Here is a 16,958-nt window from a genome sequence, read left to right on the forward strand (position 1 = left end):
CCCGGCGACATGTATCGCCTCTTGGGGTCGGATTTTCCTGATGCCCCGTTTTCATCCGGCCCGAGCGGTGGACAATTGGGGGCATGAGCCAGCAGGGGGGAAGGCCCACCGGTCACGAGGACGACTGGTGGGGGCAGCTGTACGGCGACTACGCCGAGGACACCGGCCCGACGGCCGCGCCCGACTCACTGGACGACCGGTTCGCCTCGGCGGCGGGGGTGTCGGCGAAGGGGCCCACCCTTCCGTCGCCGCGGACGGGCCCGGACGCCGCAGAGGTTCCGTCGACCTTCCCGGCGGGCCTGCCGAAGCCGCCGGGATTCACGGTGGAGGCGCCGCCGCCCCCGCAGCGCGCGGCGCCGACGCATGACGACGCCGAGCCGCCCCGCACGGCGACCCAGGTCGACGTCCCCACCCTCCCTCCGCCCTCCCTCGCCTACGTGGGCAGCGGCCCACCCACCTACGCCCCCGAACCCACCGCACTCCCGCCCGCGGACCCGGACGACCTCGACGACCTGGTCGCCGACACCGTCCTGGACGGCGCGCACTACGGCGCCTGCACCCTGCGCGCCGTCTCCACACGCGGCGACTCCGCCCGCTACCGGGGCGAACCCCGCCGCGACTCGCTCCTCACCGCCCGCTTCGGCACCGGCGACCACGCCCTGATCCTGGTGGCGATGGCAACCGGCGCCCGCGCCACCCCGAACGCGCACCGCGCCGCCACCGAGGCCTGCCACTGGATCGGCCGGGCCGTCGGCCGCAGCCACCCGAGGCTCGCGGAGGACATCAGGGCCGCGCGGCGCGGCGACCTGAAGTCCGGCCTGCACCGCCTCACCGACCGCAGTCTCGGCAAACTCCGCGCCAGTGCCGCGGAACAGGGCATCGAGCCGGAGGAGTACGCGGCGACCCTGCGCTGTCTGCTGCTCCCCGCCGACCCCGAGTGCCGTACGCGCGTCTTCTTCGGCATGGGAGTGGGCGGGCTCTTCCGCCTACGGAACGGCGAGTGGCAGGACATCGAGCCGCGCGTCACCGACGCCACCGGCGAACCCGTCCTCGGCTTCGGCTCCTTGCCGGCCGAAACCCCCGAGGGCGACCGCCTCACCATGGACCTCGGCATCACCACACCCCCGAGCCCCTACGACCCCGCCCCGGAGGAGCCCCGCGAGCCCTTCCGCTTCCGCGCCTCGGTGGCCCGCCCGGGAGACACCCTCCTGATGTGCACCGGCGGCCTCGCCGACCCCCTGCGCGGCGAACCCGAACTGGCCGCCCACCTGACCGCCCGCTGGTCCGCCCCCGAACCCCCCGGCCTCGCCGAGTTCTTGGCCGACACCCAGGTCCGCGTGAAGGGCTACGCCGACGACCGTACGGCGGCGGCGGTGTGGGAGGCGTGACAGGCCCTAGCTGTAAGCCCTCCATGCACGGGCCGAGGTGTCGTACTCGTAGCGCGGCAGCCCCTTGATGCTCGTCGTGCGGAACGGGCGGCCGTGGTCGTCGATGCGGACCGTGCCGGTACGGCCCTGCGAGGACCAGTCGAGTTCGAGGTACCAGTCACAGGTGCAACCGGTCGTCTGCGCGTCGACCAGCAGCACCTCCGGGTCCTCGGCGGACACGCGATACGGAAGCCGCATCGCCGGGATGGTGACGCCCGAGTCGTTGCCGTCGACCGGGCGGGCGATGGGCCGGTCCTTGTCCAGGTCGACGTCGAAGTAGCGGGGCGTCAGCGCGCCACCGCAGCCGTTGTTCATGGCGTACGAGTTGCCCTCAAGGGGCGCCGAGCGGCCTACGACGCGCACCCGGAGCGCCTCCAGGACGACGGCCGTCGACGTCCGCCCCTGCACGCTGATCTCCACCATCGTCTGCCGACCGTGCACCGCGCTCTGGCTCGCCGCCCAGACTGCGGCGTCCTGCGGGGCCGGCGGCGGGGCCACCTGCTGCGGGGACTTGGAGGTGACGTAGTCATGGCCGCAGCCCGCGTTCCAAACATGGGAGTCGGCGCTCCAGGTGAGGGGAACGCCGGACGGGGGCTGTTTGTCGGCTTCCTTCGAGGGCTGTCCGGCGGTCTCGGTGGGCTTGGCCGAGGACTCCTTCTCCTTCGACGTGCCGACCGAGGGCGAGGGGCTGGTGGGGGAGGGGCTCGGGGACCTGGTCGACTTCGGGCGGGGGGTGCCCGGCTCCGTCGTACGGGTCGGATCGGCGCCCTGGACGGAGTCGCTGGCCCGGGGACGGTTGTCGTCCGGCAGGGCGGTGAGGCTGCCGAGCGTGGCGAGCAGCGCCGTCGCCACGGCGGCGGAGACCAGGAGACTGCGGCGGCGGTACCAGGGGCGGCGGGGAGGCTCGGTCGGAGTCGGTGCCGGTTCGTCGGGCAGCTCGGAGGGGGCGTCGTCAGCGGGTGAGGGGGCGCTGTCCGCCGTAGGAGGAGCCGCCGCAGCAGAAGCTGTTGTGGAATCGGCCGTCGAGGGAGGACCCGCCGTCCGTGCCCGCTGCCGCGCCGCCACCGCCCGGATCCACAGCCGGTGCAGCTCCACCCGCTCCTCCGGCGTCGCCCGGCACAGCGCCGCGAAGCGCTCCACGGGCGCGAAGTCGAGGGGGACCGCTTCGCCGGCGCAGTAGCGGTGCAGCGTGGAGGTGTTCATGTTCAGGCGGCGGGCCAGTTGGCCGTAACTGCGGTCGGTGCGTTCCTTGAGGCGTCTGAGCAGCGCCGCGAACACCTGGACGTCGTCGTCCTGCACTTCCGACACAGTTCCCCCGCGTCCTTGCGGCCCGGGACGGCATCCCAGGCACCCCATATACCTGCACGTCAGAAGGGCTGGGATGGTTCCACCGTCGCGGATCGGGCGACGGCGCTTGCGGCAGCCCGCTGTGACGGCTGATGCTTTTGGTGTCGCACCGACCAGGCCGACAGGGCCTACGGCCGGACGGACCATCCGGCTTCGGTGACACGACCGAGTTCCGATAGTTCTTCACGCTCTCATCTCACTCACGGGGGACAACCATGCCCAAGCGCACCCGAGCCGGCGTGCTCGCCGCACTCGCCGTCGCGTGCCTCACCGCAGGCGCCGCACTCTCCGCCGCACCGGCCGGCGCGGCGACCAAGGCGCCCGCACCGAAGTTCCTCGCGGCGTCCGAACTCCCGCCGCACCCCTCCTCCGCCTGGACCGCGGGCAAGGTCACCGACGGCGTCCCGGAGGAGATGCAGTACTGCTTCGGCGACGCGCTGCTCGCCTACGACGCCCGCCACCGCACCTTCCGCACCGACCTGGAGACCAACGCCCAGCAGCTCAACGTCGTCGTGGGCGACAACGCCAAGGCCAAAGCCCTCGCCACCCGCCTCGACAAGGAGGTCCGGTCCTGCGCCGCGCGCAGCGACGCCGACCCGGAGATCGAGGCCGAGTACCGGAGCTTCGGCAGCCTGCCGGTCGAGGAGGGCGCCCGCGTCCACGGGGTGCACACCCGAGCCTCCTGGGGCGCCATGGACATCTCCCTCTTCTCCGTCGGCCGGGACGGCGGGACCGTCACCGTCGTGCAGTGGGGGCAGATGGGCGACTTCACGAGCGCCCCGGTGAAGGCCTTCAAGAAGACGACCACCACCGCGGTCAACAAGCTCTACTGACCGACGCGCCACCGCCGGACCATCACACCAGCGGGGCCGCCCTCCCGGACGGGGGTCGGGCGGGCGGCCCCGCATCCATGGCACCGAATTCCAGCCAGTTTTCGCAGCCTTCGGCACCGGAGCCGACAGCGCGTCCGCGTCGAGCCCCAACCGTCTCAGCTCTGTATGGAGTACGGCGGTAACGGCAGACCGGAATAGGCGAACGGACCGATCCACCACCGTAAGAACACCGCCGCGGCCGTCGGCACGTAACCGTGCGGGACCGCCCTGGTCGGCCGCCCCGTGCAGAAGCAGATGAACCGCCTCGCCTCCCCTGGCCGGAGACCCGCCCCGGCCCGGTGAGAGCGTACGTCGCCGGTGGCCGACCCGTTTCGGCCGTCGGGTACGGCGACTCCCGGGCGGCCGGTGGGTGACGTTCCAGGTTTCATCCACCTCACCCGGGCCGCCCCAACCGTGGCCGAACACCCGGTCGTTGACGATTCGACATGACTGTCGGGGGTCCGACCTGGGAAATGGTTCCCGTGAACGTGTTCGAGCAGGAGGGGAACCGACATCGGCACGCGGGCGGGGGTCATGAAGAGGCAGGCACGGGGAGGCGGTCCCATAGCGATCGGGGCCTTCTCGGTGGAGACGGTGGAGGACAGGGCCGCGAGCACGGGGGAACACAGGCAGACGTCTCAGCTCAGGCGCAGACTCGGGCGGGCGGACCTGCGGGCCGTACCGGAGGCACGCAGGGCGCTGCGCGAACTGTTACGGACTTGGGGGAGGCCCGGACGATCGGACATAGCCGAACTGCTCACCAGCGAGCTCGTCACCAACGCGATCGTGCACACCGACGATGACGCGGTCCTGACGGCCACCGTCGGACCTGGTGGACTCCGGGTGGAGGTACGGGACTTCGTGGCCCGCCGGCCCAGACTGCGCGTACCGAACGCCGACAACGGTACGAACGGCAGAGGCCTGGTCCTGGTCCAGTCCCTCGCGGACGCCTGGGGTGTGCGGGCGCACGGCGTGGGGAAGGCGGTGTGGTTCGAGCTCGGCGCGGATGCCGCGTGATGCCGTACGACACCTTGTGACGCGCGTACGACAACGGAAGTCGCCGTACGACAACGGGAAGGGGCGCGACCCGAGTTGCGGGTCGCGCCCCTTCCCGTCGACGACAGGAGTGCGGCGTCTCAGCCGAACTGCTGCTCAAGGTCCTTGAGCTTGCGCTCCAGGGAGTCGAGTCTCGGCAGCGCCATGGTGTCGTCCTCCGCGGTGAGGTCGACGGTGACCGGATCAGAACCGTGGCGGACGGGCTGCAGTGAGGGACGTGACCGCACGGGCAGTTGCTCCGGCGTCGATATGGCAGGCTCCGCGGAGACTTGGGCCGAGGCGCGCTCCAGGGCCGCCTGCGGCTCCACCTGCCGTCCGGTGCCGCGGCCGACGAAGCCGCGGTGGCCCCGGCTGATGGCCTTCAGCTGGGCGCGCTCCATACGCTGCTGCTCGCGGCGGCGCAGGCGGGCGGTCTCCTTCTGCCGCATGTCCTCGCGGACCTCGTCCACCGCCTCGTCCAGGCTGCGCACGTTCTCCAGGAGCATCAGCGACCAGGCCCTGTAGGTCTCGCGAGGCGCCCGCAGCCAGCGGACGATCCGGATCTGCGGGAGGGGCCTCGGGACCAGACCCTGCTCACGCAGGGCCGCCCGGCGGGTCTGCTTCAGCGCCCGGTCGAACAGCACGGCCGCGGACAGGGACATGCCGGCGAAGAAGTGCGGGGCGCCGTCGTGGCCGATGCCCCTGGGCGCGTGCACCCAGTTGAACCAGGCCGCGGCGAACGCGAACGTCCACACGAGTATGCGGGAGCCGAGCGCCGCGTCACCGTGGCTGGCCTCCCGGACGGCGAGTACGGAGCAGAACATGGCCGCGCCGTCGAGGCCGAAGGGCACGAGGTACTGCCAGCCGCCGGTGAGGCCGAGGTTCTGCTCACCGAAGCCGACCAGACCATGGAAGGAGAGTGCCGCGGCGACCGCCGCACAGCAGAACAGCAGGACGTAGGAGACGGTGCCGTACATGGCCTCCTTGCGCCTGCGGCGCTCCTCGCTGCGCTCCCACGAGTCGTCCGCGCTCGTGTCCTTCCCCGAGGCCTTCCCGCGCCGAAGCACCGCTATCGCCGCCAGCAGGCCCAGGAGCAGGACGGCGCCCGGAAGCAGCCAGTTCAGCGATATGTCGGTCAATCTCATCTGGGGTCCCTTGCATTGGGATAGGGCGTAACGCCCGCCATAGTGGCCCAATCCCAACGGCCCTCAGGGGGTTTCGGGGCAAGAGGCCGCCAAGGAAGTGCAAGGGGATGCCCAGGGCGGCGTTCTGCTCGAACTGCCGCTTGAGGGGCGGGAGTTGAGTTCGAACAACACTACCCGTACGGGTGGTTCCACGGAAAGTTCCTGCGCGGAGTGAGGAATTTGTGAAACGCCTGTAACCAAAACGAGTGTCCCGCTCCCGGGTGATCTTACGGCACGGCGGATTACGGCCATACCTGAGGGGGCCTCAACTCGCGGCGGCCAGAAGCTTGGTGACCCGGTCGGCGTCGCAGGTGCGCGGGCAGGTGGCGCAGGTGTCCTCGGGGCGCAGTGTGTAGAACATGCAGCAGCTCGCCCGGTCCCGGGTGGGCAGTGACTCGCCGTTCGGGCCAGTCAGTTCACGGAAGGCGGCCGAGCCGACGTACGGCTGGGTCGCGCCCGGCAGCAGCAGCTCCAGCTCGCGCCGTGCCCGGTCCTGCTCGCCGTCGCCGAACAGGTGGGCGACGTACCAGAGGCCCTCGACGATCTCGTCGGTCGCCATGCCCCACAGGGCGCGTCCACGTCGCCGCATACGGGGCCCGAAGCCGGCGAGGACGGGTTCGAGGTGCTCGGCGACGGCGGCCCGGACCTCGGCGCGCAGCGCCTCCTCGTCGGGGACGACCCTGGCCCCTGGCAGCAGGGCGGCCGGGTCGTCGGGGAGGCAGGCGAAGGTGGTGGGGCGGGCGGCCAGGGCGCCTATGGCCAGGCCGGGGGCCGTGCGGTCGTACGAGACGTGTGTCACGGGGAAGCGGGGGACCCGGCGGAGCAGGAACCAGGGCACGGTGATCAGCAGGCAGACGGGCCAGGCGTACCGGTGCAGGCCGAAGCTGGCGACGACGTCCGGCCGCGCGGGCTGTCCGTAGTCGCGCAGTACCTGTGCGTCGTCCCAGGCCAGGAAGGCGTCGAGGCCGGTGCCGCCCTCCGCGAGCGCGGTGGCCGTGACCCAGCCGCCGTGCCGGGGGAGTTCCTCGTCGGTCGTCGGCTGGGTGATGTCGAGCCCCGGGAAGGCCTCGGTGAGACGGGTGTACGCGTCCGCGAGGGCTATGGGGGGCACGGGCATGGTGGCCGCCGATTCGCTCGACTTTGAAGGTAAGGCTTACCTTACCCAAGATCGCTGCGGTTTGAACTGTCGAGTTCTGCGCCTAAGGTGCTTGACGAGCGAGTAACAACCCGCCGTAATGACCCCAAGTACCGACACGTCCGGAGGAGGACCCGTGAGGCAGGGCGCGCAGGGCTCCGCGGGCACGGGGATTCCTCGGGTGTCGGATGGGCCGTCGGGTGTGCCGAGGGTGCCGCCGCAGGGCGGGGCCGCGGGCGTCGACCGGGGGCCAGGGTCGGGTCTGGGACCAGGTTCGGGTGCGGGGCAGGATCGGTCCCGAGGGGCCTCGGGGGTGCCGGCGGCCCGTGGTGAGCACACCCACAGTGAGCAGCCCATTCCGCGTCCGGTCGTGCAGCGGGCCTCCGTGCGCGGGCAGATCCTCGACGCGCTGCGTACGGCGCTGGTCACCGGTGAGCTGGCTCCCGGGGAGGTCTACTCGGCTCCCGCGCTCGGTGAACGCTTCGGCGTCTCCGCGACGCCGGTTCGCGAGGCCATGCAGCAGCTCGCGTTGGAGGGGGCCGTGGAGGTCGTTCCCAACCGCGGGTTCCGGGTGGTCGAACGGGGGGCCCGGGAGCTGGCCGAGCTGGCAGAGGTCCGTGCGCTGATCGAGGTGCCGGTGATGCTGCGGCTCGCGCGCAGTGTGCCCGCCGAACGCTGGGCGGAACTGCGGCCGTTGGCCGAGGCGACGGCTCGGGCGGCGGCTACGGGGTGCCGGGCGACGTACGCGGAGTCGGACCGTACCTTCCACCGTGCCGTGCTCTCCCTCTGCGGGAACGACCAACTCGTCCAGATCGCCGACGACCTGCACCGCCGTGCCCAGTGGCCGCTGGTGAGCCCCGCTCGCCGGGTCGGCCGCGGCCGCGCCGACCTTCTCGCTGACGCGGCGGAGCACACGGCGCTGCTGGACGCGTTGATCGGTGGGGAGTTGGACGTCGTGCGGTCGCTGGTGGGGGAGCATTTCGCGGGCGCGGGCCTTTAGCTTTTCTCGCCCCCGCCGCCCCTACCCTTCCCGTCCCTGGGGGCTGCCGCCCCCAGACCCCCGCTTCGGCCCTGAAGGGGCCTCGTCCTCAAACGCCGGACGGGCTGAAATGCCGGGACCGGCGCCCAGAGGTGGCCGCCCCCGCGGGTGGGTGGGGGTTCGGGGCGCCGTGCGCTCGTCCTCAAACGCCGGAGGGCTGAGATCAGCCCCTCCGGCGTTTGAGGAGCGGGGTCTGGGGCGGAGCCCCAGAAGGATGGGACGGGTAGGGGCGGCGGGGGCGAGGAAGTCCTGCGGTGCGCTCACGCCGTGGCCGCGCCCGTGGTCGGAGGGAGCGGGGCCAGCTGGCGGGCCAGCCACGTGGGCACGCCGCCCAGGAGGCGGAACAGGCGGCGGGCCTCCTCGCGCAGGCGTGACGCCTCCGGTTCGACCTCCGCGTCGGCCAGCGACGCCAGCGCGGGCGCCGTACCCACCAGATAGCCCAGCTCCTCGCGGATTCGGAGGGACTCGGCGAAGCCGTGCCGGGCCTCCGCCAACTCGCCCTCGCGCAGGGCGAGTCCGGCCAGGTGGCGCCAGGTGAAGGAGAGGAGCAGGGGGTCGGCGTGGGCGGTCGCGCCGGCGTGGGCCCGGCGGTAGGCCGCACGGGCCGCCTGGGGGGAGTGCGCGAGGTTCTCCGCCAGCAGCCCCCGCCTGAAGTCCAGCAACGCCCGCCCCGCCGCCCCCGGAGGGATCAGCGCCGCCGCCCGCCCCAACGCCGCCCGCGCCTCGTCGGCCCGGTCGCGCACTGAGTGCAGGGTCGCGGCGTAGGCAAGTTGCCCCCGTTCACAAGCGGCCGCCCCTCGCTCGTCGTCGCTGTGGGCGAGCGCCTCGGCCGTGCGCAGCGCGTCCTCGGCCTCCTCCCAGCCCTGCTCGGTGTAGAGACAGCGCTCCACCTGCAGCGCGGCCCGCTGCAGCGCGGCCTGAGCGGTGACCGGCTGGAGCAGCGCCGCCGCGTCCGCCCAGCAGGCGCGCGAGCGCAGCCGCCATACCGCGGTCTGGAGTGGATCGTCACCGGCGGTCGTTCCGTTACCAGACATGGCGGTATGTGCCACCTAGCCCTCCCCAAGGTCCTGTCCTGCGGATCAGCTCGGGGTCGCGGGGCATCGTCCCTGGATACCCGGCCTGATCCGCGGATCAGGCCCAGCGCGCCATCGAGCTGTTGAGTGGTGGCGGCATCTCAGCACGAATCTCCGGGCCCGGCCAAGAGGGTGGGTGAAGGATTTCACAAAGTCGTGGGACAGCGACGGCACTTGGTGCCATGCGGATGCCGTCCGTACGAGGGCTTCCGGGTGCTCAACTCATCCGCAATGCCAAGAAGAAATCCAGCTTGTCCTCCAGGCGCGAGAGGTCCCTGCTCGTCAACTGCTCGATCCTGCCCACTCGGTAGCGCAGCGTGTTGACGTGCAGGTGGAGGCGGGTCGCGCAGCGGGTCCAGGAGCCGTCACACTCCAGGAAGGCCTCCAGGGTGGGGATCAGTTCGGCGCGGTGGCGTTGGTCGTAGTCCCGGAGCGGGTCGAGCAGTCTGGCCGTGAAGGCCCGGCGGACGTCGTCCGGGACGAAGGGCAGCAGCAGAACGTGCGACGCAAGCTCCTGGTGGCCCGCCGCGCAGACCCGGCCCGTGCGGGCCGCCGCCACCCGGCGGGCGTGCCGGGCCTCCTCCAGGGCGCCGCGCAGGCCCTCCGCCGAGTGCACGGCGGCGCTCACGCCCAGCGTGACCCTGCCGTCGTCGTCCAGGCCGGCCGACAGCGGGTCCCGGATCGAGTCCAGGAGCGCGTCGGCGAGGATCCCGGCCTCGGAGCCGTCGTGCTCCGCGGAGACGGCGGGGAGGGGGACCAGCGCGATGGCCTCGTCGCCCGAGTGGGCCACGGCGATGCGGTCGGAGGGTTCCGTGCCCGTCGCCAGCGGGTCGACCAGGATCTCCTCCAGGAGGGACTGGGCGATCGGGCCCGCCTCGGTCTCCGCGCCGTCCCATTCGACGCGGGCCACGACCACCTGCCAGTGCGGGGCCGCTCCCAGGCCGGGCAGCAGCACCGGGGCCGCCACCCGCAGGCGCGCGGCGATCTCGGCGGGGGCCGCGCCCGTCTGGACCAGTTCGAGGACCTCCTGTGCGAGACGGCGGCGGACGGTGCGCGCCGCGTCCCTGCGGTCTCGCTCCACCGCGATCAGCTGCGTGACGCCCTGGAGGAGGTCGAGCCGCTCCTCGGGCCAGTCGCCCGCGTCCGCCTCCACGGCCAGCAGCCAGTCCGACAGCACCGTCTCGCGCACGTCCCGCGAGGCCTGCGGGGAGCGGCCGCTGCTGCGGATCGGGAACAGGGAGTACGTCGTCGAGCCCAGCGTCAGCCGGTGCGGACCGCGCCGGCCGGTGCGGGCGGCCGACAGGTACTCCGCCGCCAGCTTCGCGCACACGTCGGCGGGCAGCGCCGGGCCCGCGCCCTTCGGGCCCGCGATCAGCCGCCCCGTCGGCGACAGCACCAGCGCGCGCAGGTCCAGGTCCGAGCCGAGCAGGTCGAGGACCACGTCCGGGCCGCCGCCCGCCGGGCCCGACGTCATCATCCGGCGGTGCCGGTCGACGACGGCCGCGAGGTCCCCGGCCCGCTCGCCGCTCACCTGCCGTACGACATGCTCGGTGATCGTCGCGAACGCAACCGACTCGTGTACGGCGAACAGGGGCAGGCGGTGCCGGGCGCAGGCCACGACCAGGTCCTCGGGTACGTCCCCCAGCTCGGCCTCGCCGGCCGCCAGCGCCACCACCCCGTTCTGCACGAGGAGGTGCACGAAGGGGTCGGAGTCCGCGGCGTCGCGCCGCCAGGCCAGCCCGGTGAGGACCAGCTCACCGCCCGAGAGATAGCGGCTGGGGTCCCTGAGGTCGGTGGTCATCACACCGCGCACGGTGCGGTCCAGCTCGTCCTCGCCGCCGAGCAGCTTGAGGCCCAGCGCGTCGGTGTCCAGCAGTGCGCGCAGCCGCATTCTCGTCGCCGCCGTTCTTTGTCTCGAAATCTACGATGGATCTAGGAGGGGGTGTGGTGAGCGGCCCGTCCGACGGGCCGGTGAGTGGCGACGGGCTTCTGCCGGGCTGTGTTCCGGCTGTGTCCCTGGTCGCAAGGGCTGTAACTCGCGTTTCCATGGAGCTGTGCTTGATGTTTCCAAGGGAAAACGAGGAGGTTACTGGTGGCCTCCGTTCATACGAATCTACAAGATGCCCGCCCTGGCCAGCCAACTCCTTCATGGTTTCCGTGACTGACCGGGTCGGAGTACGGCGCTGTGTACTGACGTCAGTGCCCGTTAACAACACATGAACGAGCCGGGCTCGCAGCACCTGATCTGGCTCAAACCGTACGACCCCCGAGACGAAGGAGAGAGTCGGTCATGGACTTCCTTCGCCCCGCCAGCTGGGAGGAGGCGCTCGCCGCGAAGGCCGAGCACCCCACTGCTGTGCCGATCGCGGGTGGCACCGACGTGATGGTCGAGATCAACTTCGACCACCGCCGGCCCGAGTACCTCCTCGACCTGAACCGCATCGGCGACCTCTACGAGTGGGAGGTCGGCGAGGACCGTGTGCGGCTGGGCGCCTCCGTCCCGTACACGAGGATCATGGAGAGCCTGCGCGCGGAGCTGCCCGGTCTCGCCCTGGCCTCGCACACGGTCGCCTCGCCGCAGATCCGCAACCGCGGCGGCGTCGGCGGCAACCTCGGCACCGCCTCTCCGGCCGGTGACGCCCACCCCGCCCTCCTCGCGGCCGGTGCCGAGGTGGAGGTCGAGTCGGTGCGCGGCAGCCGCCGTATCCCGATCGACGCGTTCTACACCGGCGTGAAGCGCAACGCGCTCGCCGCCGACGAGCTCATCCGGGCCGTGCACATCGAGAAGGCCGACGGGCCGCAGCAGTACTCCAAGGTGGGGACCAGGAACGCCATGGTCATCGCCGTGTGCGCCTTCGGGCTCGCGCTGCACCCCGAGACGCGGACCGTGCGTACCGGGATCGGTTCGGCGGCGCCCACGCCTGTGCGGGCCAAGGCCGCTGAGGAGTTCCTGAACGCGGCGCTCGAAGAGGGCGGCTTCTGGGACAACCGCAAGATCATCACCCCGTCGGTCGCCCGGCAGTTCGCGGAGCTGTGCTCCGGCGCCTGCAACCCGATCGACGACGTCCGGGGCACGGCGAGCTACCGCCGGCACGCGGTACGCGTCATGGCGCGCCGCACGCTGACCTGGACCTGGGAGTCGTACCGCGGCACCGCCGCCCGCACGGAGGGAGTCGCCTGATGCGCGTCAACTTCACCGTCAACGGACGTCCGCAGGAAGCCGACGACGTGTGGGAGGGCGAGTCCCTGCTGTACGTGCTGAGGGAGCGCATGGGCCTTCCGGGGTCCAAGAACGCCTGTGAGCAGGGCGAGTGCGGTTCCTGCACGGTCCGGCTGGATGGCGTTCCGGTGTGTTCGTGTCTCGTCGCCGCCGGGCAGGTCGAGGGCCGCGAGGTCGTCACCGTAGAGGGGCTCGCGGACTACGCCAAGCAGCGTGCCGAGCACGGCGGTTGTGCGACCGGTGCCTGCGGTACGTCCCTCCAGGATGCTCAGCAATGGGCGGCCACGGGGCAGGACTCGCAGACCGGCGAGGGCGCCGAACTCTCCACGATCCAGCAGGCGTTCATCGACGCCGGCGCCGTCCAGTGCGGCTTCTGCACGCCGGGTCTGCTGGTCGCCGCCGACGAGATGCTGGAGCGCAACCCGAACCCGACCGACGCGGACATCCGCGAGGCGCTCTCGGGCAACCTGTGCCGCTGCACCGGCTACGCGACGATCATGGACGCGGTTCGCCTCGCGGCCGCCCGGCAGGGAGAGGCGGTCTGAGCAGATGCCCACCATCGGCACTCCCACCAAGATCACCCAAGGCTCCCGGACCAAGGGCGGCATCGGTGAGTCCACGCTCCGTCCGGACGGCACCCTCAAGGTCACCGGCGAGTTCGCGTACTCGTCCGACATGTGGCACGAGGACATGCTCTGGGGTCAGATCCTCCGGTCGACCGTCGCGCACGCCGAGATCGCGTCCATCGACACCAGTGAGGCCCTCGCCACGGCCGGCGTCTACGCCGTCATGACGTACGACGACCTGCCGACCGAGGTGAAGCGCTACGGCCTGGAGATCCAGGACACCCCGGTCCTCGCGCACGGCAAGGTACGCCACCACGGCGAGCCGGTCGCCATCGTCGCCGCCGACCACCCGGAGACGGCCCGCCGAGCCGCCGCCAAGATCAAGGTCGACTACCGCGAGCTGCCCGTCATCACCGACGAGGCCTCCGCGACCGCCCCGGACGCGATCCTCGTCCACGAGAACCGCGACGACCACCACTCCGGCCACGTCCCGCACCCGAACATCGTCCACCGCCAGCCGATCGTGCGTGGCAACGCCGAAGAGGCCGCCAAGAAGGCCGACTTCATCGTGAAGGGTGAGTACACCTTCGGCATGCAGGACCAGGCCTTCCTCGGCCCCGAGTCCGGTCTCGCCGTGCCCGCCGAGGACGGCGGCGTCGACCTGTACATCGCCACCCAGTGGCTGCACTCCGACCTGCGCCAGATCGCCCCGGTCCTGGGCCTGCCCGAGGACAAGGTCCGTATGACGCTGTCCGGCGTCGGCGGCGCCTTCGGCGGGCGCGAGGACCTGTCGATGCAGATCCACGCCTGCCTGCTCGCGCTGCGCACGGGCAAGCCCGTGAAGATCGTCTACAACCGCTTCGAGTCCTTCTTCGGGCACGTCCACCGCCACCCCGCCAAGCTCTCCTACGAACACGGGGCGACCAAGGACGGCAAGCTCACCCACATGAAGTGCCGGATCGTCCTGGACGGCGGCGCCTACGCCTCGGCCTCCCCGGCGGTCGTCGGCAACGCCTCCTCGCTGAGCGTCGGCCCGTACGTCGTCGACGACGTCGACATCGAGGCCCTCGCCCTCTACACCAACAACCCGCCCTGCGGCGCCATGCGCGGCTTCGGCGCCGTCCAGGCGTGCTTCGCCTACGAGGCCCAGATGGACAAGCTGGCCGACGCGGTCGGAATGGACCGGGTCGCGTTCCGGCAGCTGAACGCCATGGAGCAGGGGACCATCATGCCGACCGGGCAGCCGGTCGACTCCCCGGCGCCGGTCGCCGAACTCCTGCGCCGCGTCAAGGCGATGCCCATGCCGCCGGAGCGCCAGTGGGAGTCCAGCGAGGGCGCGGACGTACGGCAGCTGCCCGGTGGTCTGTCCAACACCACGCACGGCGAAGACGTCGTACGCGGTGTCGGCTACGCGGTCGGCATCAAGAACGTCGGCTTCTCCGAGGGCTTCGACGACTACTCCACCGCCAAGGTCCGTATGGAGGTCGTGGGCGGCGAGCCCGTCGCGACCGTGCACACGGCCATGGCGGAGGTGGGCCAGGGCGGTGTCACCGTCCACGCGCAGATCGCCCGCACCGAGCTGGGCGTCACCCAGGTGACGATCCGCCCGGCGGACACGCAGGTGGGCAGCGCCGGTTCGACGTCCGCGTCGCGTCAGACGTACGTCACCGGCGGCGCCGTCAAGAACTCCTGCGAGCTGGTCAGGGAGAAGGTCCTTGAGCTAGGGCGCCGCAAGTTCGGCTCCTACCACCCTGCCTGGGCCACCGCTGAACTGCTCCTGGAGGGCGGCAAGGTCGTCACCGACGGCGGCGAAGTGCTCGCCGACCTGGTCGACGTACTCGAAGGCGAGAGCGTCGAGATCGAGGCCGAGTGGCGGCACCGTCCGACCGAACCCTTCGACCTGCGCACCGGCCAGGGCAACGGCCACGTCCAGTACTCCTTCGCCGCGCACCGCGCCGTCGTCGAGGTCGACACCGAGCTCGGCCTGGTGAAGGTGATCGAGCTGGCCTGCGCCCAGGACGTCGGCAAGGCGCTCAACCCGCTGTCCGCCATCGGCCAGATCCAGGGCGGTACGACCCAGGGTCTCGGCGTGGCGGTCATGGAGGAGATCATCGTCGACCCCAGGACCGCGAAGGTGAAGAACCCCTCCTTCACGGACTACCTCATCCCCACGATCCTCGACACGCCGACCATCCCCGTCGACGTGCTCGAACTCGCCGACGACCACGCCCCGTACGGGCTGCGGGGCATCGGCGAGGCTCCCACCCTGTCGTCGACCCCGGCCGTCCTCGCGGCGATCCGGGACGCGACCGGGCTGGAGCTCAACCGGACGCCGGTACGGCCTGAACACCTCACGGGCACGGCGTAAGGAAACCCAGCAAGAACTCTCCGGGCGGCGCAGGGAACGTCACACTTCGCCGCGTCGCCCGGAGTGCCCAGTTCGTTCGTCTCGGGCCGTCCCCCGGGTCGTGCGGCCGAAGCACCTTCCCAAATCCCGCAATCGTCCAAGGCAACACGCGGGTGCCCCTTTGAACCTTGGGAGTAGGCCCACATGACCCAGCAGTCACTTGAGCCGAAGACCGTCGCCGACGACGCGGGAGAAGGCACCCGCGTCCCGGCCGGACGGGCTTGGCTCGACCGGTACTTTCACATATCCAAGCGAGGATCCACGGTCGCGCGCGAGGTGCGCGGCGGCGTCACCACCTTCATGGCGATGGCGTACATCCTCCTGCTCAACCCGCTGATCCTGTCCGGCAAGGACGCGGCAGGGGACACCCTCGCGCAGAAGGCCCTCATCACCGCGACCGCGTTCGCGGCGGCCTTCACCACGCTGCTCATGGGCTTCTTCGGCAAGGTGCCGCTCGCCCTCGCCGCCGGCCTCTCCGTCTCCGGCGTCCTCGCCTCGCAGGTCGCCCCGCAGATGACCTGGCCGCAGGCCATGGGCATGTGCGTGATGTACGGCGTGGTCATCATGCTGCTGGTCGTCACCGGCCTGCGCGAGATGATCATGAACGCGATTCCGCTCGCGCTGAAGCACGCGATCACCATGGGCATCGGCCTGTTCGTCGCCCTGATCGGCCTGGTGAAGGCCGGCTTCGTGCACCAGGGCGAGGCGGCCCTGCTCAGCCTCGGCCCGGCCGGTGAACTGGCCGGCTGGCCCGTGCTGCTCTTCGCCGTCACCCTGCTCGGCATCTTCATGCTCCAGGCGCGCGGCATCCCCGGCGCGATCCTGATCGGCATCGTCGGCGGCACCGTGCTCGCCGTCGCCCTCAACGCACTCGACGTCATCGACCCCAAGCAGTGGGCCAGCGGCGCTCCCGAACTGCACGGCAGCGCGGTGTCCATGCCCGACTTCTCCATCTTCGGCAACGTCGAGTTCGGCGGCTGGGGCGAGGTCGGTGCCATGACGGTCGGCATGATCGTGTTCACGCTCGTGCTCGCCGGGTTCTTCGACGCGATGGCGACGATCATCGGCGTCGGCACCGAGGCCAAGCTGGCCGACGACAAGGGCCGGATGCCGGGTCTGTCCAAGGCGCTGTTCATCGACGGTGCCGGCGGTGCGATCGGCGGTGTGTCCGGCGCGTCCGGCCAGACGGTGTTCGTCGAGTCGGCGACGGGCGTGGGCGAGGGTGCCCGTACGGGTCTCTCCTCGGTCGTCACCGGCCTGTTCTTCGCGGCCTGTCTGTTCTTCACGCCGCTCACGGCGATCGTGCCGGGCGAGGTCGCGGCGGCCGCCCTGGTGGTGATCGGCGCCATGATGATGATGAACGCGCGGCACGTGGACTGGGCCGACCGGGCCACCGCGATCCCCGTGTTCCTCACCGTCGTGATCATGCCGTTCACGTACTCCATCACCGCCGGTGTCGCGGCCGGCGTCATCTCGTACGTCGCCATCAAGATCGCTCAGGGCAAGGCGCGGGAGATCGGGGCATTTATGTGGGCCCTGACAGGCATCTTCCTGGTCTTCTTTGCCCTCAATCCCATTGAGAGCTGGATGGGCGTGCACTGACCGTGTGGAGGGCAGTGTGAACCGCCCTCCACACGACCGCTGTCAAGGAGA

Annotated in this window: 13 protein-coding genes; 8 read left to right on the forward strand and 5 right to left on the reverse strand. The window is 71.3% G+C overall.

Annotated elements, in window-relative coordinates:
- The first annotated feature begins 83 nt into the window (after positions 1-83).
- Positions 84-1,388, forward strand: a complete 1,305-nt coding sequence (locus ACIA8X_RS16965) for a PP2C family serine/threonine-protein phosphatase (protein ID WP_399458568.1) — start codon at positions 84-86, stop codon at positions 1,386-1,388.
- 6 nt (positions 1,389-1,394) lie between these two features.
- Here ACIA8X_RS16965 and ACIA8X_RS16970 read toward each other — a convergent pair whose 3' ends face one another.
- Positions 1,395-2,735 (reverse strand): helix-turn-helix domain-containing protein, encoded by a 1,341-nt coding sequence (locus ACIA8X_RS16970; protein ID WP_393447843.1) that lies wholly within the window; start codon positions 2,733-2,735, stop codon positions 1,395-1,397.
- Between the two features lie 254 nt (positions 2,736-2,989).
- Between ACIA8X_RS16970 and ACIA8X_RS16975 the strand changes: the two genes are divergently transcribed.
- Together ACIA8X_RS16975 and ACIA8X_RS16980 are read left to right on the forward strand one after the other, a co-directional pair.
- Positions 2,990-3,607 carry a hypothetical protein gene (locus tag ACIA8X_RS16975; protein ID WP_399458570.1) on the forward strand — a complete coding sequence of 206 codons (618 nt, stop codon included), beginning with the start codon at positions 2,990-2,992 and terminating at the stop codon, positions 3,605-3,607.
- A 573-nt stretch (positions 3,608-4,180) separates the two neighbouring features.
- A complete protein-coding gene (locus ACIA8X_RS16980; protein WP_393447847.1) occupies positions 4,181-4,663 on the forward strand; it encodes an ATP-binding protein in 483 nt (160 codons plus the stop codon).
- A 119-nt stretch (positions 4,664-4,782) separates the two neighbouring features.
- Here the strand turns inward: ACIA8X_RS16980 and ACIA8X_RS16985 are convergent, their stop codons facing one another.
- Both ACIA8X_RS16985 and ACIA8X_RS16990 read right to left on the reverse strand, forming a co-directional pair.
- Complete coding sequence (locus tag ACIA8X_RS16985) at positions 4,783-5,826, reverse strand: DUF2637 domain-containing protein (protein WP_393447849.1); 1,044 nt, start codon at positions 5,824-5,826, stop codon at positions 4,783-4,785.
- Positions 5,827-6,130: 304 nt separating this feature from the next.
- On the reverse strand, positions 6,131-6,982 hold the full coding sequence (locus ACIA8X_RS16990; protein ID WP_399458571.1) for a (2Fe-2S)-binding protein: 852 nt from the start codon (positions 6,980-6,982) through the stop codon (positions 6,131-6,133).
- Positions 6,983-7,136: 154 nt separating this feature from the next.
- Between ACIA8X_RS16990 and ACIA8X_RS16995 the strand changes: the two genes are divergently transcribed.
- Complete coding sequence (locus ACIA8X_RS16995) at positions 7,137-8,000, forward strand: GntR family transcriptional regulator (RefSeq protein ID WP_393447853.1); 864 nt, start codon at positions 7,137-7,139, stop codon at positions 7,998-8,000.
- Positions 8,001-8,299: 299 nt separating this feature from the next.
- On the opposite strand, the gene ACIA8X_RS17000 is transcribed toward ACIA8X_RS16995, so the two are convergent.
- Complete coding sequence (locus tag ACIA8X_RS17000) at positions 8,300-9,088, reverse strand: hypothetical protein (RefSeq protein WP_393447855.1); 789 nt, start codon at positions 9,086-9,088, stop codon at positions 8,300-8,302.
- A gap of 241 nt (positions 9,089-9,329) precedes the next feature.
- Complete coding sequence (locus tag ACIA8X_RS17005; protein WP_399458572.1) at positions 9,330-11,003, reverse strand: PucR family transcriptional regulator; 1,674 nt, start codon at positions 11,001-11,003, stop codon at positions 9,330-9,332.
- A gap of 399 nt (positions 11,004-11,402) precedes the next feature.
- Between ACIA8X_RS17005 and ACIA8X_RS17010 the strand changes: the two genes are divergently transcribed.
- The 4 genes from ACIA8X_RS17010 (at position 11,403) to ACIA8X_RS17025 (ending at position 16,907) form a co-directional block, all read left to right on the forward strand.
- Positions 11,403-12,293, forward strand: a complete 891-nt coding sequence (locus ACIA8X_RS17010; RefSeq protein WP_393447859.1) for an FAD binding domain-containing protein — start codon at positions 11,403-11,405, stop codon at positions 12,291-12,293.
- Positions 12,293-12,877 carry a (2Fe-2S)-binding protein gene (locus ACIA8X_RS17015; RefSeq protein WP_399458573.1) on the forward strand — a complete coding sequence of 195 codons (585 nt, stop codon included), beginning with the start codon at positions 12,293-12,295 and terminating at the stop codon, positions 12,875-12,877. The genes ACIA8X_RS17010 and ACIA8X_RS17015 overlap by 1 nt, the downstream gene beginning before the upstream one ends.
- A gap of 4 nt (positions 12,878-12,881) precedes the next feature.
- Complete coding sequence (locus tag ACIA8X_RS17020) at positions 12,882-15,266, forward strand: xanthine dehydrogenase family protein molybdopterin-binding subunit (RefSeq protein ID WP_399458574.1); 2,385 nt, start codon at positions 12,882-12,884, stop codon at positions 15,264-15,266.
- 183 nt (positions 15,267-15,449) lie between these two features.
- Positions 15,450-16,907: an NCS2 family permease gene (locus ACIA8X_RS17025; RefSeq protein WP_399458575.1), complete on the forward strand. Its 1,458-nt coding sequence runs from the start codon at positions 15,450-15,452 to the stop codon at positions 16,905-16,907.
- The last annotated feature ends 51 nt before the right edge of the window (positions 16,908-16,958 follow it).

It is taken from the genome of Streptomyces sp. NPDC051738 (assembly GCF_044453205.1).
Classification (GTDB): Bacteria; Actinomycetota; Actinomycetes; order Streptomycetales; family Streptomycetaceae; genus Streptomyces.

Coding starts and splice junctions, on each gene's coding strand:
- ACIA8X_RS16965 (WP_399458568.1), top strand. CDS start 84: ATGAGCCAGCAGGGGGGAAGGCCCACCGGTCACGAGGACGACTGGTGG.
- ACIA8X_RS16975 (WP_399458570.1), top strand. CDS start 2,990: ATGCCCAAGCGCACCCGAGCCGGCGTGCTCGCCGCACTCGCCGTCGCG.
- ACIA8X_RS16980 (WP_393447847.1), top strand. CDS start 4,181: ATGAAGAGGCAGGCACGGGGAGGCGGTCCCATAGCGATCGGGGCCTTC.
- ACIA8X_RS16985 (WP_393447849.1), bottom strand. CDS start 5,826: ATGAGATTGACCGACATATCGCTGAACTGGCTGCTTCCGGGCGCCGTC.
- ACIA8X_RS16990 (WP_399458571.1), bottom strand. CDS start 6,982: ATGCCCGTGCCCCCCATAGCCCTCGCGGACGCGTACACCCGTCTCACC.
- ACIA8X_RS17005 (WP_399458572.1), bottom strand. CDS start 11,003: ATGCGGCTGCGCGCACTGCTGGACACCGACGCGCTGGGCCTCAAGCTG.
- ACIA8X_RS17010 (WP_393447859.1), top strand. CDS start 11,403: ATGGACTTCCTTCGCCCCGCCAGCTGGGAGGAGGCGCTCGCCGCGAAG.
- ACIA8X_RS17015 (WP_399458573.1), top strand. CDS start 12,293: ATGCGCGTCAACTTCACCGTCAACGGACGTCCGCAGGAAGCCGACGAC.
- ACIA8X_RS17020 (WP_399458574.1), top strand. CDS start 12,882: ATGCCCACCATCGGCACTCCCACCAAGATCACCCAAGGCTCCCGGACC.
- ACIA8X_RS17025 (WP_399458575.1), top strand. CDS start 15,450: ATGACCCAGCAGTCACTTGAGCCGAAGACCGTCGCCGACGACGCGGGA.